The 20602-nt window shown below is 62.9% G+C and carries 20 protein-coding genes and 1 pseudogene; 11 read left to right on the forward strand and 10 right to left on the reverse strand.

Annotated features, from left to right (window positions below):
- Nucleotides 1-231: 231 nt before the first annotated feature.
- Nucleotides 232-1311 carry a hypothetical protein gene (locus tag V1294_RS27235; RefSeq protein ID WP_334504842.1) on the reverse strand — a complete coding sequence of 360 codons (1080 nt, stop codon included), beginning with the start codon at nt 1309-1311 and terminating at the stop codon, nt 232-234.
- A gap of 235 nt (nt 1312-1546) precedes the next feature.
- Between V1294_RS27235 and V1294_RS27240 the strand changes: the two are divergent.
- Nucleotides 1547-2618, forward strand: a pseudogene (locus tag V1294_RS27240) (patatin-like phospholipase family protein).
- 60 nt (nt 2619-2678) lie between these two features.
- Here V1294_RS27240 and V1294_RS27245 read toward each other — a convergent pair.
- Both V1294_RS27245 and V1294_RS27250 read right to left on the reverse strand, forming a co-directional pair.
- Nucleotides 2679-3107 (reverse strand): CBS domain-containing protein, encoded by a 429-nt coding sequence (locus tag V1294_RS27245; RefSeq protein ID WP_334479320.1) that lies wholly within the window; start codon nt 3105-3107, stop codon nt 2679-2681.
- A 192-nt stretch (nt 3108-3299) separates the two neighbouring features.
- The gene (locus tag V1294_RS27250; RefSeq protein ID WP_334479319.1) at nt 3300-4097 is read right to left on the reverse strand and encodes a rhomboid family intramembrane serine protease; all 798 of its coding nucleotides are present in this window, start codon (nt 4095-4097) and stop codon (nt 3300-3302) included.
- 547 nt (nt 4098-4644) lie between these two features.
- On the opposite strand from V1294_RS27250, the gene V1294_RS27255 reads away from it, so the two are divergent.
- The 5 genes from V1294_RS27255 (at nt 4645) to V1294_RS27275 (ending at nt 8259) form a co-directional block, all read left to right on the forward strand.
- Nucleotides 4645-5199, forward strand: a complete 555-nt coding sequence (locus V1294_RS27255) for a PAS domain-containing protein (protein WP_334479318.1) — start codon at nt 4645-4647, stop codon at nt 5197-5199.
- 226 nt (nt 5200-5425) lie between these two features.
- Nucleotides 5426-6205 (forward strand): transporter substrate-binding domain-containing protein, encoded by a 780-nt coding sequence (locus V1294_RS27260; protein ID WP_334501466.1) that lies wholly within the window; start codon nt 5426-5428, stop codon nt 6203-6205.
- Nucleotides 6206-6227: 22 nt separating this feature from the next.
- Nucleotides 6228-6890, forward strand: coding sequence for an amino acid ABC transporter permease (locus V1294_RS27265; protein ID WP_334479317.1), 663 nt, complete (start codon nt 6228-6230; stop codon nt 6888-6890).
- Between the two features lie 3 nt (nt 6891-6893).
- Nucleotides 6894-7544, forward strand: a complete 651-nt coding sequence (locus V1294_RS27270) for an amino acid ABC transporter permease (protein ID WP_334501468.1) — start codon at nt 6894-6896, stop codon at nt 7542-7544.
- Nucleotides 7531-8259 (forward strand): amino acid ABC transporter ATP-binding protein, encoded by a 729-nt coding sequence (locus tag V1294_RS27275; protein WP_108516767.1) that lies wholly within the window; start codon nt 7531-7533, stop codon nt 8257-8259. The genes V1294_RS27270 and V1294_RS27275 overlap by 14 nt, the downstream gene beginning before the upstream one ends.
- A 229-nt stretch (nt 8260-8488) precedes the next feature.
- Here the strand turns inward: V1294_RS27275 and V1294_RS27280 are convergent, their stop codons facing one another.
- From V1294_RS27280 to V1294_RS27300, 5 genes are all read right to left on the reverse strand, one after another.
- Nucleotides 8489-10087, reverse strand: a complete 1599-nt coding sequence (locus V1294_RS27280; RefSeq protein WP_334501471.1) for an FAD-binding oxidoreductase — start codon at nt 10085-10087, stop codon at nt 8489-8491.
- Between the two features lie 82 nt (nt 10088-10169).
- Nucleotides 10170-11339, reverse strand: a complete 1170-nt coding sequence (locus tag V1294_RS27285) for a saccharopine dehydrogenase family protein (RefSeq protein ID WP_334504844.1) — start codon at nt 11337-11339, stop codon at nt 10170-10172.
- Nucleotides 11340-11561: 222 nt separating this feature from the next.
- Nucleotides 11562-12149 carry a hypothetical protein gene (locus V1294_RS27290; RefSeq protein ID WP_334501474.1) on the reverse strand — a complete coding sequence of 196 codons (588 nt, stop codon included), beginning with the start codon at nt 12147-12149 and terminating at the stop codon, nt 11562-11564.
- A 68-nt stretch (nt 12150-12217) separates the two neighbouring features.
- Nucleotides 12218-13954, reverse strand: coding sequence for a ubiquinone-dependent pyruvate dehydrogenase (gene poxB, locus V1294_RS27295; RefSeq protein ID WP_334501477.1), 1737 nt, complete (start codon nt 13952-13954; stop codon nt 12218-12220).
- 17 nt (nt 13955-13971) lie between these two features.
- Nucleotides 13972-14745: an enoyl-CoA hydratase-related protein gene (locus tag V1294_RS27300; protein WP_334479307.1), complete on the reverse strand. Its 774-nt coding sequence runs from the start codon at nt 14743-14745 to the stop codon at nt 13972-13974.
- A 229-nt stretch (nt 14746-14974) separates the two neighbouring features.
- Here V1294_RS27300 and V1294_RS27305 point away from each other — a divergent pair, with 229 nt between their 5' ends.
- From V1294_RS27305 to V1294_RS27315, 3 genes are all read left to right on the forward strand, one after another.
- Complete coding sequence (locus tag V1294_RS27305; RefSeq protein WP_334501479.1) at nt 14975-15925, forward strand: acyl-CoA desaturase; 951 nt, start codon at nt 14975-14977, stop codon at nt 15923-15925.
- Nucleotides 15926-16066: 141 nt separating this feature from the next.
- Complete coding sequence (locus tag V1294_RS27310) at nt 16067-16684, forward strand: PilZ domain-containing protein (RefSeq protein ID WP_108516750.1); 618 nt, start codon at nt 16067-16069, stop codon at nt 16682-16684.
- A 329-nt stretch (nt 16685-17013) separates the two neighbouring features.
- Nucleotides 17014-17643 carry a transglutaminase-like cysteine peptidase gene (locus V1294_RS27315; protein ID WP_334501481.1) on the forward strand — a complete coding sequence of 210 codons (630 nt, stop codon included), beginning with the start codon at nt 17014-17016 and terminating at the stop codon, nt 17641-17643.
- A gap of 128 nt (nt 17644-17771) precedes the next feature.
- On the opposite strand, the gene V1294_RS27320 is transcribed toward V1294_RS27315, so the two are convergent.
- Complete coding sequence (locus V1294_RS27320; protein ID WP_334501483.1) at nt 17772-18089, reverse strand: hypothetical protein; 318 nt, start codon at nt 18087-18089, stop codon at nt 17772-17774.
- Between the two features lie 87 nt (nt 18090-18176).
- Nucleotides 18177-18632 carry an Hsp20 family protein gene (locus V1294_RS27325; protein WP_334501485.1) on the reverse strand — a complete coding sequence of 152 codons (456 nt, stop codon included), beginning with the start codon at nt 18630-18632 and terminating at the stop codon, nt 18177-18179.
- Between the two features lie 245 nt (nt 18633-18877).
- Here V1294_RS27325 and V1294_RS27330 point away from each other — a divergent pair, with 245 nt between their 5' ends.
- Both V1294_RS27330 and V1294_RS27335 read left to right on the forward strand, forming a co-directional pair.
- The gene (locus tag V1294_RS27330; protein WP_334501487.1) at nt 18878-19765 is read left to right on the forward strand and encodes an alpha/beta hydrolase; all 888 of its coding nucleotides are present in this window, start codon (nt 18878-18880) and stop codon (nt 19763-19765) included.
- Nucleotides 19766-19912: 147 nt separating this feature from the next.
- Complete coding sequence (locus V1294_RS27335; RefSeq protein ID WP_334501489.1) at nt 19913-20419, forward strand: hypothetical protein; 507 nt, start codon at nt 19913-19915, stop codon at nt 20417-20419.
- Nucleotides 20420-20602: the final 183 nt, after the last annotated feature.

The raw sequence follows: 20602 nt of genomic DNA on the forward strand, positions 1-20602 counted from the left end.
CGGCATGAATTAGGTTGGGCCGTGACGACGGACCATCTCATGCCCCCGGACGCAGGCGGCCTGAGTGCTTATATCCGGGGCCCATTCTACTTTGCATGGGGTTGTTTTCGGGATTTTGTGTCTAGGCCTGCGGTGTATCGCCGAAGGGTATCTGCACTGCGTCCGGCACACGAGATCGCTAGTGCCTCGCGCTAACGTGGATTCGAGTCCAACCCATCCCGCTCTACCTACCTACCTCGCCACGACCTCGACCTCGGCGTCGACGCCGTTGACGACATTGAAGGGACGCTCGAACACCTTGCCTTCGTTCTTGGCTATCGCCCGGTATTCGCCTTCGGACAACACGACGCGCGGAAATGCGCCGATCGATTCCTTGATGACGTCGCCGCCCGGCGTGATCACCGACCACGCGGTGTTGGCGAGTGCCTCGCCGCCCCGGTCGCTGACGAGTTTTAGCGTAATGACAGCCGCGCGGTGGCTGACGGTCACGTCCGTCAGCTTGCCGGCCTGGACGCGGATGTCGGAGCGCACGACGGAGTTGGCGTCGCCATAGTTGGAAATGATGTAGTAGGTCCCCTCCGGCAGCAGCGCGACATCGCCTGCGGCCACGTTGGGCACCAGCGACTGGCGTTCGGCGCCGGCGCCACCTTCGAACTGGCTGCCCTTGTAGAGCGCAAACGAAATCTGGTTCGGTGGAATCTTGCTAGAGCCGACGCGGCCTTCGATGCGCAGTCCGCCGGCCGGAAGCACGAAGGCCACGCGATCAGTCTCGGCCTTCAGGCTCACCGCCCGCACCGCGCTGACCAGGCCGAGGGCGACGTGGACGACGTAACTGCCGGGCGGCAACACAATGTTCGGGGTCGCACCGCGCTCCTCGCGGATCAGCTTGAACGTGCCGGTGTCGTCGGGCTTGTCGGCGAATACCCGCCATACCAGCCCGCCGTTGATAACCGGCAGATCCTTGCCGTAGCGCGCCGTCAGCGACAGCACCCCCTGATTTGGAGCTGCGGCCCCCGGTGAAGGCGCTGCCGGCGAGATCGTCGCGATCGACGGGGGCACAATGGTGGGCTGGTTCAGCGGCGCCGGAAGCGGCGGGATCGTTCCCGTCCCCGACGGTGGGGCCAGATTCATGGCAGGCGCGGTCTGGACATCCGGAACCGCGGCCGGCGGCACCGGTGGCGGGCGGTCCAAGAACATCTGGGCCGAGGCCGAGGCCGGAAGCAGTGCAGCCAGCGTCAAGGCAAGCGCCAGCGCCGGAAAAGGCCATCCGCCCCGCCCGTTTCCAACGATACCGTTACCGCCCGAAATCATGGCCATGCTTTTCACTGAAAACGCGGCAAATTCAAGCCTCCGTCGCGCAAGTTCGGCCGGCAGCGCTGGCGGAACTGGCTCCGGCACCCAATGTTAATGCTGCGGTCGCGGTCCAGTCACATTCCCCGCCTAAGGCCCGCTCTTGCAGGACATAAACCATGCAGGCGGATCGGAATGGACTGTTCTGGCGCGGCCGCGCCGCGGCGAATATCGTTGAAGCCGCAGGAGAGTTTACGTGTTGGATAGCTGGATGGGCCGCGGCCAAAAGGGCTCCGATGCCCAAGAAAAGGCCCAAGACAAGGTGGGGCTCGGCAGTATCCGCCGGCCGGTAATCGGGCTCGCGCTGGGCGGCGGCGCCGCTCGCGGCTTTGCCCATATCGGCATCGTCCGGACGCTGGTGGCCCACGGAATCATTCCCAACGTCGTGGTGGGTACGTCGATCGGCGCCGTGGTCGGCGGCGCCTATGCCGCCGGACATCTCGACACGCTGGAAGAATGGGCGCGCAGCCTGCAGCCGCGGACTGTCTTCTCCTATCTCGATATCCGCCTGAACGGCTCGGGCCTGATCGGCGGCGCCAAGCTTGCGGCCGAACTGCAGAACGCGCTGGGCCAGAGCCTGATCGAGAATCTGCCGGTGAAATTTGCCACCGTGGCGACCGAAGTGCGCACCGGCCACGAGATCTGGCTGACCCACGGCCCGATGGTGGATGCGATGCGCGCCTCCTATGCGCTGCCGGGAATATTCTCGCCGGTTATTGGTCGGCGACCGCTGGCTGGTCGACGGTGCCCTGGTCAATCCGGTGCCGGTGTCGGCGGCACGCGCGCTCGGCGCGGAGATCGTCATCGCCGCCAATCTTTCCAGCGACGTCTTCACACACTCCACGACGATCTATTCCCACGGCCCGACGGCCGGCGTTTCGGTATCGGTGATGCCGGAAGCGCTGTCCGAACCCGAGCCGCGCAAACGCGGTATCGGAAAATTCTTCTCCGCCGAGCGCACCATGAAGCGTGAGTTCTTCGGCGGCGGCGGGCGGCCGGGCATCTCCTCGGTCATGGTCGATGCCTTCAACATCATGCAGGACCGCATCACCCGCGCACGGCTGGCCGGCGATCCGCCCGATCTCCTGATCTCGCCCCGCGTCGGCAAGATCGGCTGGTTCGATTTTCACCGTGCCGACGACCTGATCGCGCACGGCGTGCGCGCCGCTGAGCGCGCGATCGAATCGATCCAGGAAGCGATCCACATTCTGGCGCCGCCACAGGCAGGCGACGCCGCGCCGGCGGTGGAAAAGGCCGAGAAGGAATAGCGTGGCGTTTTCAAGCGAAGTGGTTACGGGTTCGCGCTAAGAAAACGCGTCAAAACAGGCTCAGGCCGTCTTGATATAGTCGCGTAGCGCTTCCTGCTCGGTCTCGAATTCATGGACCCGGCGCTTGACGATGTCGCCGATCGAAATCAGGCCCACCACCTTGCCGTCCTCGATCACGGGCAAATGGCGGAACTTGCCGAGCGTCATCATTTCCATGATGCCGGCAACGGTGTCGGACTCGCGGCAGCTCACGACCTTGCGCGTCATGACGGCACTGACCGGTTCCTCGAGCACCCTGGCGCCGCGCTCGCCCAGCACCCGGACGATATCGCGCTCCGAAAGGATGCCCTCAAGGTGCCCCTGGTTCATCACCAGCACGGCGCCAATCTTGCGTTCGCCAAGCACCTTGATCGCGGCCGAAAGCTTGACGTCCGGCTCGACGCTCAGGATCTGATGGCCCTTGGTATCCAGAATTGAACGTACCGTCATTGGCGCCTCCCTGAATCCGCTCGCGCCCCCTGGGGGCCCGACTTGTTCGCGAGTCTTCAATCAACAGTTCCGCGCCGGTTTCATTTCGGGGCGCGGTTTACAAGCGCGGCTGTCGTGCACGGCAGCGGCATAGGCTTGCGTTACAACTTTATGTGGATGATGAATGAAATCGTCCTTCGCCGCAAGCGACGATCAGACGCGGCCGGGCTCGTCCGGCGATGAGGCCTCGGCGGCATGATGCATCGCACGCGGCACCGGGTCGAACAGCGAAAACAACATCAAGCCGGCGAGAAATCCGCCGATATGCGCCTGCCAGGCGACACTGGCGCCCTCAGAGCCGATCGAAATCGACCCGAGGCCGAAGATGATGTTGACGCCGAACCACACCGCCAGAAATCCGAGCACGCGCGGGTTGCGCAACGCCCGGGCAAGCGACAGCGCTGGAACCTTCGCCGCGGCATCCGCATCCCCCCGGTGGAACGAAAGAAAACTTCCCCGCACGAAGGCGAAGCGGATGGCGGCGGCCATGGCGCCGGATACCGAGGCCGAGGCGCCGATCATCGGCGCGATCGCGTGCTCATGGGTGACGAGATGCGCCAGTGCGCCCGCCGCGGCCGTCACCGCCATGAAAACGAAGAACCTGGCAGGACCGAACCGGCGGGCCAGCGCGCTGCCGAACGGCAACAGCCAAAGCACGTTGAAGCCGATATGGCTGAGATTGGCATGCAGCAGGGAATAAGTGACGAAGGTCCAGACCTTGGCGCCGGCCCCGCCGGGGAAAGTGATGTTGAGCAGCGTGGAATCGTAGCGCTTCGGAATGAAGCCGAACACGTCGATGGTCCAGTTCTCCAGTTCCACCGGCAGCAGCACGCGCAAATGAATCGCTGCGATCAGCGCGACATAGGCCGTCAGCGCGCCCGGCAGCGTCAGGATCGGCTCGTGCGGGGCGTCCGGCGGCTCGAGCTGGGATGAGTAAGACTGGGAATCCAAAGGCCAGGACCTTGCAAGGCGGCTTCGAGGGGTATTGGTCCAGATAGGCGGCTTTGCCCGCCCTGTGCAAGTGCACAATCGACAATTCGGGGCCAGGGCGAATTCTGCAGGTACATGGACCCCGGCGCTGCGCCGGCGTCCGGGACATGATGTCGCTGCCAAAAGAACGAAAAGAAAAAGGGAGGATGCTGAGAACATCCTCCCTTGTCTTGCTGATCTTCTCGCGCCCCTGGAGCCGGGATTACATCCCCACCCCTCCCCGCGCGATGACCAAACTGTTTGACGCTGCCTGTGTACCAACTGCGCCGAGAACCCAGAGATAAGCCGGCGCCGTCTGATGCGTTCCACACTACGCACGCCGCCCCGCCTTCGCCAACCTCATAGTTAACTTAACGTTAACAACGCAAAGCCGTGACTCGCGCGGCCAAATCGCCTTCCCGGCATGGACGCTGCAAAGCCTGTCCTGCACAACACAGAAGGGAAGGCGTGTTGCGCAAAAGCGGGACAGAAGTGTCTCGCTTAAGGCAACCCGGGGCGAGGATTAGTTATGAAACACCCATCGAGCCGCGAATTCTTCGCCTATTGGGATGCGAAGCGCGGCGATGCGCGGGCGCCGGACCGCAGCGAGATCGAACCCGGTGCGGTGCGCGAACTGCTCGGCGACATCTTCGTGCTGAACTACGACAACGATGCCGGCTACCCGTTTCGCGTCGCCGGAACCCGGGTCTGCGCCCTGCTCGGCCGCGACCTGAAGGACACCAGCTTCTCCGCGCTGTTTACCCCGGACAGCCGCCGCGAGATCGAGGACATCGTCAGCTACGTCGCGGAAGAAATGCTGGCGGCGATTGCCGGCATCACCGCGACTTCGGACGACGGCACGACGGCGCATCTGGAGTTGCTGCTGCTGCCGTTCAACAACCGTGCGCATGCGCCGATCAGCCTGACCGGAGTGCTGGCGCCGTTCGAAGGCGACCTCGGCACGATCAGGGATTTCAAGGTGACGTCGTGGCGCTATCTGCACCGGCCGCAAAAGCTCGTTCCGCGCGCCTTGCGCAAGCTCGCCATCGCGCGCGGCTTCATGGTGTATGAAGGCCTGCGGTAATCACGAACCGACGGGTTCAACGAACGCCGCAGCACAACGCATGGTCGCGTGACCATGCTCGAAAACGACCCACAAAAAGCCTCCAAAAAATGCAACGCGAAGCATTGCCTAAATGCGAGGCGTCAGGCAGGGTCGAATTGCGACGTGGAGCCGGGCCACATCAGCCGAATACGCACCGAGAGGAATCTCGGAGGCGGTGAATTGGCGTAACCTCGGAGATATTAGAATGCCCTTCAAGAAACTGTTGCTTGCCGCTGCACTTGTCACTGCCGCGGTGGCGACGCAGGCCCATGCCGACGCGCTCGATTCCATCATGAAGTCGAAGGTGATCAAGATCGCGGTGCCGCAGGATTTTGCGCCGTTCGGCTCAGCCGGCCTCGATCTCAAGCCGCAGGGCTACGACATCGACATGGCCAATCTGATCGGCAAGGAACTCGGGGTGAAGACCGAGATCATCCCGGTGACCAGCGCCAACCGCATTCCCTATTTGCAGACCAACAAGGCCGACCTCGTGATCTCAAGCCTCGGCAAGAACGAGGAGCGCGAAAAGGTCATCGACTTCTCGATCGCCTATGCGCCGTTCTTCTCCGGCGTGTTCGGCACCAAGGCGATTACGGTTGCGAGCGCAGTCGATCTCAAGGGCAAGACCATCGGCGCCACGCGCGGTGCGATCGAAGAACAGGCGTTGACCGCCTCGGCGCCGCCGGACGCGACCGTCAAGCGTTTCGAGGACAACAACGCCACCATTGCCGCCTTTGTGTCCGGCCAGGTCGACCTGATCGCTACCGGCAACACGGTGGCGGCCGCGATCGCCGAAAAGGTTCCGGCGCGCGCGCCGGCGCTGAAATTCGTGATCAAGGACAGCCCCTGCTATGTCGGACTCAACAAGAACGAGCCCGCGCTGCTCGCCAAGGTCAACGAGATCATCACCAAGGCAAAGGCTTCGGGTGATATCGCAAAACTGTCGGAGAAGTGGCTGAAAGCCCCCTTGCCGCCCGGCTTCTAAACGCCAACGCCGGGGCACCCGCGTGTCTTACAAACTGCAATTCGCCGAACTGCTGCCCTATTGGAGCGTGCTGCTGCAGGGGCTGATCTTCACGATCGTGCTGACGGTCGTGTCGACGGTGGCCGGCATCGCGGTCGGCACCGCCGGCGCCTCGGCGCGCACCTTCGGACCCGTTTGGCTCGGCCGCGTCGTTGCGGTCTACGTCGAACTGATCCGCAACACGCCGTTCATCGTGCAGTTGTTCTTCATCTTCTTCGGCCTGCCGGCGATGGGGCTGAAGCTCAGCGAGACCACGGCCGCCTTCCTCGCCATGGTGATCAATCTCGGCGCCTACTCGACCGAGATCATCCGCGCCGGCATTGAGGCCGTGCCCAAAGGCCATATCGAAGCCGGCCTCAGCCTCGCCATGACCAAATGGGAGGTGCTGCGCCGTATCGTGCTCAACCAGGCATTCCGCAAGATCTATCCGGCGCTGTCGTCGCAGATCATCATCGTGATGCTGGGTTCGGCGGTGGTATCGCAGATCTCCGCGGAAGACCTCACCTATGCCGCGAACTTCGTGGCGTCGAGGAACTTCCGAAACTTCGAAGTCTATTTGCTGGCGGCGCTGGCCTATCTCGTGCTGGCGATGCTGACGCGTTCGCTGCTGCGGGCGCTCGGCCGCGTCATCTTCAAGGCGAGGTGAACCATGCTGCAGTTCAGCTTCTGGGACATCCTCTCCAACCTGCTGATCGCCACGCAATGGACGATCGTGCTGTCGCTGATCGCGTTTGTCTGCGGCGGCATCGTCGGACTGGCGCTCCTGTTCATGCGCACCTCGCAGATCGCGCCGCTGGAATGGTTCACCAAGATCTACATCGAGTTCTTCCAGGGCACGCCGCTCCTGATGCAGCTCTTTCTGTTTTTCTTCGGCATCGCGCTGTTCGGCGTCGAGGTGTCGCCGTGGACGGCGGCGACGCTGGCGCTGACGTTCTGGACCAGCGCGTTCCTGACCGAGATCTGGCGCGGCTGCGTCGAGTCGATACCGAAGGGCCAGTGGGAGGCGTCCTCCAGCCTCGCGCTGAGCTACATCGAGCAGATGCGCTACGTGATCCTGCCGCAGGCCTCGCGCATCGCGGTCGCGCCGACCGTTGGCTTCTCCGTGCAGGTCATCAAGGGCACCGCGCTCGCTTCCATTATCGGCTTCGTCGAGCTGACCAAGGCCGGCACCATGCTCAACAACGCCACCTTCCGGCCGTTCCTGGTCTACTCGCTGGTCGCGCTGATCTATTTCTGCCTGTGTTTCCCGCTGTCCTGGTGGGCAAAAAAAATCGAAGGCCGCCTCAATGTCGCTCGTTAGCATTCGTGACGTCAGGAAGAGCTTTGGTGCGAACGAGGTGCTGAAAGGCGTCTCGCTCGACATCGCCAAGGGCGACGTGGTCGCCATCATCGGCCGCTCCGGCTCGGGCAAGAGCACCCTGCTGCGTTGTATCAACGGCTTGGAGACCTATCAGTCCGGCACCATCACCGCCGACGGCATCGAGGTCGGCGGCCTGGCCACCAATCTGCGCGAGTTGCGCCGCCATGTCGGCATGGTGTTCCAGCAGTTCAACCTGTTTCCGCATCTGACGGCGGCCGAGAACGTCATGCTGGCGCCCACCGTCGTCAACAAGGTGTCGAAGGCGGAAGCGCGCGCCACCGCCGCCGAAGTGCTGGCGAAGGTAGGGCTGTCGGAAAAGATGGATGCTTATCCGAGCGAGCTCTCCGGCGGCCAGCAGCAGCGCGTCGCCATTGCCCGTTCGCTGGCGATGCGGCCGAAGGTATTGCTATGCGACGAAATCACCTCGGCGCTGGACCCGGAACTGGTGAATGAAGTGCTGCGCGTGGTCGAGCAGTTGGCCCGCGAGGGCATGACGCTCATTCTGGTAACGCACGAAATGCGCTTCGCGCGCGACGTCGGCACCAAGCTCGTCTTCATGCACCACGGCAAAGTGCATGAGGAAGGTGTTCCGAAGGAGGTGTTCGCCGCGCCGCGAACGCCGGAATTGCAGCAGTTCGTGGGTCAGGTCGGCTGACCCAGGTCCTGAACCCATAAATCTACCGAGCGGACGGCTTGTCAGGTCCGCTATGCGACGATCCTCGACGAAATTCCGCATCCATCGCCCCGAAACGACGCTATGTGCCAAAGGACTAAACCGCTCGCCCGGTAGGGCACTGCGGCGGGCGGCACAGCCAAGACGATAGCGCAACGGGGCGTCCTGTCTTGAGATCTAGGGGTTTCGACAACCTCACTCAAGATCCGCGTTACGGATCGATGAGCACTCCCGGGTTGAGCATGCCTTGTGGATCGAGTTCTCTTTTTGCCGCCCGAAGCGCGGCCGCGAAAAGATCCGGGCGTTGGCGATCGTACCAAGGCCGATGATCACGGCCAACAGCGTGATGATGCGTGATCGTGCCGCCCGCCTCAATCAGCGCGTCGCTGGCCGAATTCTTGATCGCCTGCCATTGCTCCAGAAGCGCACCGTGGCGACCGAGTGCGTGGAAAGAAAAATAGGGCGCGGGCCCGTCCGGATAAACATGGGTGAAGCGGCATGTGACCTCGCCTTTCAGGCCGGTCGCTTCGAGGATCGCACGCTCCGTCGCCGCCTTCACTTTGTCGTGGAAACTTTCGAACCGATCCCAGGTGATAGCGGTCTCAAACGTGTCGTTGATGAGACCGGCGGGTGTCAAAAACTCGCGCGCATATGGCATGCGAATAAAAGCGTTCCGCCAGATTCCTGCTGCGCCTTCGAGATGTGCATCGCTGCCTTTTGCGGCTTCCGGCGTCCCGCCATGGTCGGCGCAGCATTCGAGCGCTCGTGCCATCCAGGCATCCGGCGAATGGTCGCCGGATTCAAAGCCGAGCACCATGATCGCGACACTGCCGTCGGCCGCACCGGTGTTGAACGCCTCTTGCGCGTCAAGGATGCGACAGTTCGATGGATAGAGGCCGGCCTGTGCGATGGCACGCAATGCGCGTGCCGCACCGAAGAACGAATGAAAACGAACCGATGTGCCGGCGCGGAATTTCGGACGTGGCTGCAATCGCATCCAGGCGCGCGAAATCACGCCGAGCGTGCCTTCCGAGCCTATGAACATGCGGTCGGGGCTCGGTCCAGCACCCGATCCCGGCAATCGACGCGTTTCGAGTATGCCGCGCGGCGTCACGACGCGCAGGCTTTCGACGAAATCATCTATATGCGTGTAGAGACTGGCGAAATGGCCACCCGATCGCGTCGCGATCCAGCCGCCAAGGGTTGAATATTCGAAACTCTGCGGAAAATGCCGCAACGTCACGCTGTGCGGTTTAAGCTGGTTCTCCAGCGATGGACCAAAGGCACCGCCTTCGATCAGTGCGGCGCGCGATATCTGATCTACCTCGACAACCTTGCCGAGATTGCGCAGGTCAAGTGTGACGGCCGCCTTGTAGCGAAGCCCATCTATTCGCGGCTCGACGCCACCGCAGACGCTCGACCCGCCCCCGAACGGCGTCAGCGAGGCGCTGACACCACCGGCCCAGTCCATCACAGCGGAAATTTCTGCTTCGTTTCGCGGATATGCGACCACATCGGGCGCGCTATCGTAGTCGCCGAGCATGGCTCGCACGTAGTCTGGATAGGATTTTCCGTAGGTATGCGCGACCCGGTCGTAGCGTTCGCTCGTACAGAAAGCGGCAAGTGAGCTCGGCAATGCAACGCGCGGCGCGCGCAGTGCCAGGTCCTCGACACGCGGCACGGCTTCTGTCTCAAACGCATCGCGCGCGAATTTCGCGTGGTAACGGCCGAGCACGAAAGCCTGCTCCTCGGCAGTCATGCCTTCGTCTTCGCGGCCCCAGCCGTAATGTTTTAGCCTTGCACCGCCCATGGCATCCTCCCTGCTTTTTTCAGTTTGTGATTTCCGAGATCGCCGCGATATCCAGCGCGCCGCTGCAGTTCTGAGTGTTACCTCAACGCGCGCTGAAGGTGAGGCCGGCGCGCTCCTTCAGACGCTTGCGCAACGCCGGACCCATCAGTGCGCCCGGCGTCCAGATGCCGCCATCGCCCTGCACGTCGCGCACAAGGCAGAGAGCGCTCTCGGCGATCATCTTGCTGGCCGAGCCGTAGCCCGGATCGCGGTCGCCCGTGACTACCGCCTCGACCCGTCCGCCATCCGGCAGCTCGCCCAGGAAGAGGATGTCGTAGAAGCCCTTCTCGCGCTCTTCCCTGGAAGGGCCTGCGCCGCGCTTGAGACCGCCGGTCCCGAGCAAGGAAACCATCGTGGCGAACGTCTCCGTCGCCACACCAGCGATTTCCCCAAATCCCGGCGCGACCATCATCTCGTCGTAAACGAAGTCCGTGCCGTAGGGATGACCCAACAGGAAATTCGTGCGGTGCACATTCTTGGTGTTGATAGGCGCCATTGGGAACGGGACAAGCAACACGTTCAGGCTCGGGTCGTATTCGGGAATAAGGCCCGACGGCTGAGACGGCCCGGTGAACCCCGGAGTCAACGCGAAGGGATCGGTCAGCAGCCGGATCAGGGCCGGGTCGCGCGCGGCGGCGGCCAATGTCGCCTGAGCACTCGCCGCGGTGCCGCCAGACATGCCGCCTTTCACCTTGCGCAGGCGGGCCTTGACCCGTCGCGCCGGGCGTCCGAATTTCTCGCGCCCCTTCTCCTGCAACGTAAGCACGCCGAGATCGAACGGGATGGAATCGAAGCCGCAGGAGAAGACGATGCGCGCGCCGGTCCGTTTCGCCTCTTCGTGATGGGCGTCGATCATGCGCCGCATCCAGGCCGGTTCGCCGCACAGATCGACATAGGCCGTGCCCGTGGCCGCGCAGGCCGCCACAAGCTCGGGGCCGTGGAGCTGATAAGGCCCGACCGCCGTGATGATCACGGCCGCACGCTCGCACATCGAACGCAGGCTGGCCGGTTCGGCGGCATCCGCGATAACCAAAGGCAAATCGTCTGGTGCACCGATGTCGGCACGCACCTTCTGGAGCTTGTCGGTCGAGCGCCCCGCGATCGCCCAGGACGGAGCATCGTCGCCGCGATAGGACGTCGCCAGATACTCGGCGATGAGACGACCAGTGTAACCCGTTGCACCATAGACGATGAGGTCGAAGTCCCGCTTCACGACTTGGTCCTCCTCGATATCCGGGAGAGCTAGCTTCAGATCCGTGTGCAATCGCAGGGCACGAGGACGCTCAGCACGAGCAGCAAGGGCCATTTGAGGGGCCGCCGCTTCACTGAACCGTCCCATCGCGTTTGACGGAGGATACCACAGTTCCTGCCTTGGGCGCGGACTCATTACGCACGCAGCACGGCGGCCCAAGTTTGGTTGAACCAGCGCGTAAACTCAGGACAGCGTCACGTTATCGAGGAACGGCTTCCAGGAGAGCGCCTCATTGTTGGCCCTGTCAAATTGTCCCTCCTCTAAAAGCTTGCCGACACAGCTGAAGTACTCACAAAGGAATGACGCATCCGGCAATCGGTACACGTGCTCATCCGGGACCCACAGATGAAATTTCCTGGCGGAGCCAAATGCAGACATCATTGCAGGTTTGAGATCGCGCACATTGTCCGGCCATCCTGACGACGCGCTCCGAATTTTGATGCTATCTGAAAGACTGCGAAATTTAGAGCCGAGGCTCCGGAGCTCGGAAGCTTTCTTTTCATCCGTCTTCCGGTTCAACCATTCCAATGAGACGCCAAGTACGACCCCGGTCAAAAAGACCAACGCAAATTTAAACCGGCGCTGTTGGCCCAGTGCGAGAAGGTTATCAAAAGCGGGCGTAGCCACAGCGTTACGAAAAACCGTCGTAGCCACATCGTTAGGATCGGAGAAGACGTTTTCCTCCAACCATTTTTTTAGGATAGGCGCGATCAGTGGGATCAGCAGAAGACCCCAAATTCCAAACAGAAACTGTTTAAGCCATTTGGACATGGAGCCTTATTGTCTATCACACTGAACAGCCATCCAGCCGAATCAAAGGTTGCACCCGATCACACCGCCTAACGCGACAGCAAATTGGTCCTGGCCACGTCGATTACCTCGTCGCCGCGGCCGCTTATCACGGCGCGAAGCACCCAGAGGCTGAAACCCTTGATCTGCTCTGCCGTGATCGTCGGCGGCATCGACAATTCCTGCGTCGCGGTGACGACATCGAGGACGGCCGGACCGTCATAGGCCAGCACGTCGCGGATCGCGTTTGAGAGTTCGCCCGGGTCCTCCACCCGCACCGCGTGAATGCCCATGGCGCGGGCCATCGCCGCGAAATCGGGATTCTTGAGATCGACGCCGGTTTCGATGAAGCCGGAGGCCTTCATCTCCATCGCCACGAAACCCAGCACGCCATTGTTGAAGATCACGACCTTCACCGGCAGCTTCATCTGCGTCAGCGTGATCAGGTCGCCCATCAACATGGCAAAGCCGCCATCGCCCGACATCGAGATCACCTGCCGCCCCTTCTGCGAAGCCTGGGCGCCGATGGCGTGCGCCATGGCGTTGGCCATCGAGCCGTGAACCCAGGAACCGATGAGGCGCCGGCGGCCGTTCATGGCGAGATAGCGCGCCGCCCAGATTGTCGGCGTGCCGACATCGGCTGTGAACACCGCGTCCCCTGACGCCTGTTCGCTCAACAGGCGCGCCAGATACTGCGGATGGATCGGCTTCTGGCCGGGCGTCCCCTGCGCGAGTTCGTCGAGCCCGGCGCGTGCCTTCCTGTAGTGGGCCAGGCTGTCGTCGAGATGCTTGCGATCGGTCTTCGCCTTCAGTTTCGGCAAGAGCGTACCGATCGTGGCGCCGACGTCGCCGACAAGGCCGAGGTCGAGTTTGCAGCGGCGGCCGAGATTCTCGGGGCGGATATCGACCTGGGCGATCTTCGCGTCCGTCGGCAGGAACTGCTTGTAGGGGAAATCAGTGCCGAGCATCAGCAGCACGTCGCACGCATGCATCGCCGCATAGCCGGACGAGAAGCCGATGAAGCCGGTCATGCCGACGTCGTAGGGATTATCGTATTCGACATGCTCCTTGCCACCGAGCGCATGCACGATCGGGCTCTTGAGCGTCTCGGCAAGCCGCATCAGAGCGTCGTGCGCCCCGGCACAACCGCGGCCACAGAACAGCGTGACGCGCTTGGCGCCGTTGAGGAGTTTGGCGAGCGCCTCCAGTTCGGGGGCGGCCGGCTGGACCATGGGCAGAGCCGGCAGCAACCCGGCATTCGGCGAGATGCCGCGCTTTGGCGCCGATCGCAACGCGACGTCGCCGGGAATGACGATGACGGCAACGCCGCGTTTCCCCACGGCCGCACGGATGGCGTTTTCCAGGACGTAAGGCAATTGCGCCGGATCGGAAACCAGTTCGCAATAATGGCTGCATTCCCGGAACAGGTCCTGCGGGTGCGTCTCCTGAAAATAGCCACCGCCGATTTCGGCGGACGGAATCTGCGCGGCGATGGCGAGTACCGGCGTGCGGCTGCGGTGCGCATCGAACAGGCCGTTGATGAGATGCAGATTGCCCGGCCCGCACGAGCCGGCGCAGACCGCAAGCTCACCCGTGATCTGCGCTTCGCCCGCGGCGGCAAAGGCTGCGACCTCTTCATGCCGGACGTGAATCCAGTCGATCGCCTTTCGCTTGCGCAACGCGTCGGTGAGGCCGTTCAGGCTGTCGCCGACTACGCCGAAGATACGCTTGACGCCTGCCTGGGCCAGGGTCTCTGCGATGAGGTCGGCAACATTCTCGCTTCCCATGATGGTCTGGTCCTTTCTCAGCGTCCGGTGAACACCGCCGCACGTTTCTCGAGGAACGCGTTGCGCCCTTCCACCGCATCGGCACTCAGGCGGATCTGCGCCTGCGTTTCGATCTCGCGGCGGAACTGATCGGCATAGCTGGCGTGCTCGCTTTCGTCGATCAGACGGCGCGTCGCGACGAGAGCGCGCGTCGGCCCGCTTGCCAGTTTGCGCGCCAGCGAAAGCGCGCCGTCACGAAGCGCGGCATCGTCGAAGACTTCGCGGACCAGTCCCCACTCCCTGGCCTGATCGGCCGAGAGCGGCTCGTTGGTCATCATCAGTTCGAGCGCGCGCTGCCGGCCGACGAGACGCGGCAACAGCCAGGTCGAACCGAGATCGGGGACCAGCGCGATGCGGCTGAACACCTGAATGAAGCGCGCCGAACGCGCGGCAACGATCATGTCGCCCGCCATCGCAAGGCTGAACCCGCCGCCCGCCGCCACGCCGTTGACCGCCACCACGACCGGCACGCGGCATTCGCGCAACGCCTTGAACGCCGGCCAGTAATACTTCATCACGCCAGCGGCGATGTCCTCGCCGAGGATTTGCGCCGCCTTGAGGTTCTGGCCCGAGCAAAAACCGCGGCCGGCGCCGGTCAGCACCAGCGCCCTCACCTGCGGATCGTCGGTCATCTCGGCAATGGCTGCCGCGAGATCGCCCAACAGATCGGGCGTCATCGCGTTGAGGGTCTCAGGCTCGTCCAGTGTCAGCACGCCGACGCTGTCGTCGCGTTCCCGCTTAACTCCCGGCATTCGGTTCCTCCGTCCGCTGGCATTTTCGGCCGGGCCCGGCCGGACGCGAGAGTAACCCTAATGCCACCGCGCGCAACAATCGCCTTGTGACGTCGCACATCCGTTCATTCGGCCGAATGCGGCCCCGCCACGAGTGACCGGCTTTCGCATTACCATCCCCACGATTTGACACACAGGCCAGGTAAGCTCAGCCTGCGACGGCAACTTCGACGGGAACGAATCGAGTCGCATGAAGCTGATGCCCGGCTCGGAGCGCATTTTCGCGGATGACGAAACCGACCCGCTCGACGGGAAGGTGCGCTGGTGCCCATCGAAATCGCTGTGGATCGGCGCGATGACCGCCTTCGCCGTCGCCCTTGGGCCAATGTTTCTGACCTGGAGTGCCCTCCTCCTCTTCGTCACCACCAGCGGCGTGACCCTTTGCTTCGGACACTCTGTCGGCATGCATCGGCGCTTGATCCATTCGAGCTTCGACTGCCCGCTATGGCTCGAACATCTCTGCGTCTATCTCGGCACGCTGGTGGGAATGGCCGGTCCGTACGGGATGGTGCGATTGCACGATTTCAGAGATTGGGCGCAGCGCCAGCCGCAGTGCCACGATTATTCCTGCCACCGCGCCGGCTTTTGGCGCGACGCATGGTGGCAACTGCATTGCAATCTTGTGTTGAAGCACCCGCCGGAATTCCGGCTCGAACCGAGGCTGGCGAACGACCGCTTTTACGCCTTCGTCGAACGAACGTGGATGTGGCAACAATTGCCCTGGGCGATCTTGTTCTTCGTCATCGGCGGCTGGAGCTGGCTGGTCTGGGGCATTTTCGTTCGGATCAGCGTCTGCGTGACCGGCCACTGGCTGATCGGCCATTTCTCCCACCGAAGGGGCGGCCAGACCTGGGTGATCGATGGCGTCGCCGCACAGGGATACAATGTCGGACTCGCGGGGCTGATCAGCATGGGCGAGAGCTGGCACAACAACCACCACGCTTTCCCGCAATCCGCAAAGCTGGGGCTGTTGCCGGGACAAATCGATCTCGGCTGGTGGCTGATCAGGAGCTTCGAGGCTGTTGGCCTCGCAACCAACGTCAAGACGCCGGCCGACCTGCCACGGCGGCCGGGGTTGCGCCGCCTGGGAAGTCCCGGGAGCGCCGAGGCGGTCGGCGGCGCCTCGCGCGCAACGCCGTGAGGCCGGAGAACCTCGGACCCGCCGCAGCCAACCCCGATCCGCGTGAATGCCAACACTTGATGCAACCGCCGCTAACACATCGTTAACCCTGTCGGCCTTAGGGTCTTTCTGACGCCGAAGGACCGGCTGTCGGGTAGCGAAATGTCGTTTGCGCAAAAGAAAACAACCACCGTACCGTCCGCCGAGGAGCGACGGCGCTTTCAGCGCGTCAAAGTCCACCTGCTTGGCCGCTACATGCTGCCGGACCGCCGCGAATTTCCTTGCCAGATTATTAACATGTCGCCGGGCGGACTGGCCCTGCTGGCGCCCGGCATCGGCAATGTCGGCGACCGCGTGATCGCCTATCTGGACCATATCGGCCGGGTCGAGGGCAAAATCACCCGCATCATCGACAACGGCTTTGCCATGACGGTCGGCGCCACCGCGCGCAAGCGCGACAAGCTCGCCGCCCAGCTCACCTGGCTTGCCAACCGCGATATCCTCAATCTGCCGGAAGACCGCCGCCACGACCGTATCATTCCGCGCAACCCGATCGCGCTGCTCACGCTCGAGGACGGCAGCAAGATGACCTGCCGCATCATCGACCTGTCGCTGTCGGGCGCTGCGATCGCCGCGGAGAACCGCCCGCCGCTGAAATCGCTGGTCATGCTGGGCAAGGTGCAGTCCCGCGTGGTGCGAAATCTCGAGGAAGGCTTCGCACTCGAGTTCGTCCACGAGCAAGTCGGCGAGGCGCTCGAAGAAGCGGTTACCGCGCGGTAAAGCGCCGGCCGACAAAAATCCCTGATTTTTCAGTCTCAAAGGCGGTATCCGCGTTACCGGATGCCGCCTTTTCCTGTCCGGGCACCGGCCGAAGTCGGTTAACGGAGGGCGCTTTTGAGGGCGCATCTGCTGCTATCGCAGCGTACAGCCCTTAATGCATCCAATTTGAATCAATTGCAGTTGTTTCAAATTTTATTCGAATTCGATTCAAGTATAGATCGAATTAGCCGCAGCTTTTACTTGTATTCACGTCAAATGTACTTGCCTGACTTAGCAGCGGCGCAAATCCTTTGTGCAAAACATGGTCCCAACAAGAAACGGGGGCCACAATGTTGTTCAGGGGACAGGGGAAGGGACTGGCGGTCATCGCCGTCCTGTTGGGGTTAAACGCTTCAATGGGCGTCTCGGCGAAAGCCGGCGAAGCTCTCTATGCCAGCCTGGGCGAGACCGCGCGTTCGCCGATCGGCTGGGTCGAATTCTGCGCCGAGAATCCCGGCGATTGCCGTGGCGGCCCATCACAGCCGCGCGACATCGTGATGTCGCAGACGGCGTGGCGGGATTTGCTGCGGGTCAACAAGTGGGTCAACGAGACCGTCAAGCCGATCACCGACATGGATCATTGGGGTGTGATCGAGAAATGGTCGTTGCCGACGGACGGTTACGGTGACTGCGAGGACTATGTGCTTCTGAAGCGCAAGATGCTGATCGACGCCGGATGGCCGCGCGAAGCGCTGCTGATCACGGTGGTGCGCGACAAGAAGGGCGAAGGCCACGCGGTGCTGACCGTGAAGACCGACAAGGGCGAGTTCGTTCTCGACAATCAGAACGAAAACGTCCTGGCCTGGACCGAGACCGGCTACCGCTTTGTCAAGCGTCAGTCGCAGAGCGATCCCAATGTGTGGGTCTCGCTCGGTGACAGCCGCCCGGCGGTCGCTACCGCCTCGTCACGCGATCGATAACGAAAGGATTTTACGAACCCGCGACCCGGTCACATCCCCACCCCTCCCCGTCCCAGACCGGTTCGCGCGCGGCCAGCCTTCCCCCAAAGGCTGGCCGCAACTTTTTTGGGACAAGGATAGCTCGAAGCCTACGCCGCCAGCCCAACGCGCGACGTCGATTTTTGCCGCATGGGCTTGCCGCCGGGCGGTCCCGGCGGTTTGTGGTCGAGCAACGAAAGCGCTTCGAGAACCTCGTCGATCGTCACGATGCGTCTCGCGCCCGCCAACTCGCGCAACGCGGGATTCGAAGTCACCGCCGCCGCGTCCGAGGCCCAGGACGCCAGGATCGCGCGCTTTTCGCTCAGTGAAAGTGTCGCGTCGGCAACCACATCGCGCGGGTGATCGAACACGGTCGCCGGATGCAGCACCGCATTAAGATCAAACACATTGTCTGCCTGGTCGATCATCGGTTTATCCTCCCAAAGGTAGAAAACGCTTCCCGCCCGCAATGTTCGGGCGGGAGCCTTTTGGTTCCTTCGCGAGCCGCGACGGGCTTAAGCCGCCTTCGCCTCGATTTGCTGAACGCTACCAGGCGCCATGCCGTTGATCGCGATGCGGCGCGGCTTCATCGCCTCCGGGACTTCCCGGAACAGTTCGATGCGCAGCAGGCCGTCCTCGAACGAGGCGCTCTTCACCTGCACATGGTCGGCAAGGCTGAACTGGCGCTTGAAGGGGCGCGCGGAAATACCCTGATAGAGATATTCGCGCTGTCCCTGCTCGGCCTTGCGGCCTTCGATCGTCACCGTGTTCTGCTCGGCGGTAACGGCAATCTCGTCGGCCGAGAAGCCGGCGACCGCGAGCGAAATCTGATAGCGGTCTTCGCCCAGCCGCTCGATATTGTAGGGTGGGTAGTTATCCTCGCCAGCGCGTTGCGCGGTTTCGACGAGGTCGAAAAGGCGGTCGAAGCCGATGGTCGAACGCCAGAGGGGTGAGAGGTCGTATGTGCGCATAGCCAAATCCTCCATAGAGCAAGTTGGATACGAGCGGCACCGGACACGACCGGTGCCCGTCTCAAGACCGGGCCCATCAGGCGCCCGGACCGCCGAACGGCGGCAGCAAAAAAAATTAGAAAACCGCCATTTGGTTTCAAGGGCCCCATAAAAATTTTTTGGCTTCCTCCCGGTTCGTCTCCGTTACGATTTTTGCGCTGCACGAACGATGTGCCATGATGGACGCCTCATCGGGAGAAGCTGCCGTGGCGCACAGCGAGATCGACGCCATCCGTGCATTGCTGGGTTCGAAGCCGCGGCCGGTCGGCTGGTCGGAGCGGCGGCAACGCATCAATGAGGTCGGATCGACCTGGCCGGTGGCGTCCGATGTGACATGCGAGGCCGTCGATTGCGACGGTGTCGCCGGCGAGTGGTCGATCGTTCCGGGCAGCGAGCCTTCGCGTGTACTGCTGTATTTCCACGGCGGCGGATACTGCTCCGGTTCGATTGTCAGCCACCGCCGCATGGTGACGGAGGCCGGGCGCGCGGCAGGCACACGCACGGTTGCGATCGACTATCGGCTGGCCCCCGAACATCCCTACCCCGCCGCCCATGAGGACGCGCTCACCGCGTGGTACTTTCTGCGCCGGCAAGGCATTGCGGCCAAGAATATCGCCGTCGGCGGCGACAGCGCCGGCGGCAACCTGACGCTCGGGCTGATCAGCCGTTTGCGCGCGGCGGGGGAGCCGCTGCCCGCCTGCGCCTGGCTGGTCTCGCCCTGGACCGACCTCACGATGTCAGGCAGCACGCTCGCGACCAAGGACGCCGTCGATCCGCTGATTCACAAGGTCTATCTCGACGAACTCGCGGATGCTTACGCACCGCCCTCCATCGATCGGAGGGATCCTCTGATCTCGCCGCTGTTCGCCGACCTCAAGGCCTTTCCGCCGATCCTGATTCAGGTCGGATCGGCCGAGACGTTGCTCGCGGACGCGGCGCGGCTTGCCGAGGCTGCCGGCGCAGCCGATGTCGATGTGACGCTGCAAATCTGGCCGCACATGATCCATGCATGGCCGGTCTGGAATGCTGGCCTCCAGGACGGCCGGCGCGCGCTGGCGTACGCCGGTCAGTTCATCCAGGCGCATCTCCGTTAGCCCCAAGGGCCATTCCTGCCGCCCCAAACCCTGATCTTGCGGGGTTTTGCCCGGAATCCCGCGGCCTCACGGCAAATCCCGGGGTTTTAGCGCCGTCTGGCCTGTGCTATTTTGGAACTTTAGAATCACGTCCGGATTTGGAGTCGCATGATCGAACTCGCGCCCCGGAGTGCCAGCCCCATCGCGCGTTTCGGCGGACAGCCGATTGCGATCGCCGCTGCGGCCCTCGTCATTGTTGTGGTTGGCGCAACCTCTATCACCCTCTGGCGTGCCTATACCGGCAGCGCCCCCGAGACCGAACGCGTGGCTGCGACCCGGCAGTTGCAGGCGCGCGCCGCACAGGCGTCCGAACAACTGGTCGAGAAGACCAAGGGTCTGGAAGCGACGCAGCAGGAATCGATCGATCAGTTGCAGGTGGTGCAGGATCAGTTGCTGACCGTGCGCCGCCTGCTCGCCGCGCAGCAGACCGACACCAGGAAGCTTTCCGAGCAGGTCGGAACGCTCACCGAAGCAATCGATGGCCTGCGGCAATCCTTTGCCAGCGCACAAGCCTCCGAACCCGCCGCGGCTGCCTCGCCGCGCACGCGGTCGGCCAAGGCAAAGCCCCGCTCAAACCGGAGCGCGAACCGCAGCCGCGCCAAGGCGCGCGGCTGACCCTATAGCCGCCTCACAACAACCGTCATTGCAGCTACCTTGGGAGGCGGTCCGATTCGGGCCACTGCACCAGACCGCGGACGACGGGATATTTTCCACCGCCACGGCACGCCTTGTCGCAACTTTTTTCCGCCTTTGTGAACTGGTTCACATATCCCCGTGAGAATCCCGGGCATCCTGAAA

It is taken from the genome of Bradyrhizobium sp. AZCC 1678 (assembly GCF_036924765.1).
Classification (GTDB): domain Bacteria; phylum Pseudomonadota; class Alphaproteobacteria; order Rhizobiales; family Xanthobacteraceae; genus Bradyrhizobium; species Bradyrhizobium algeriense.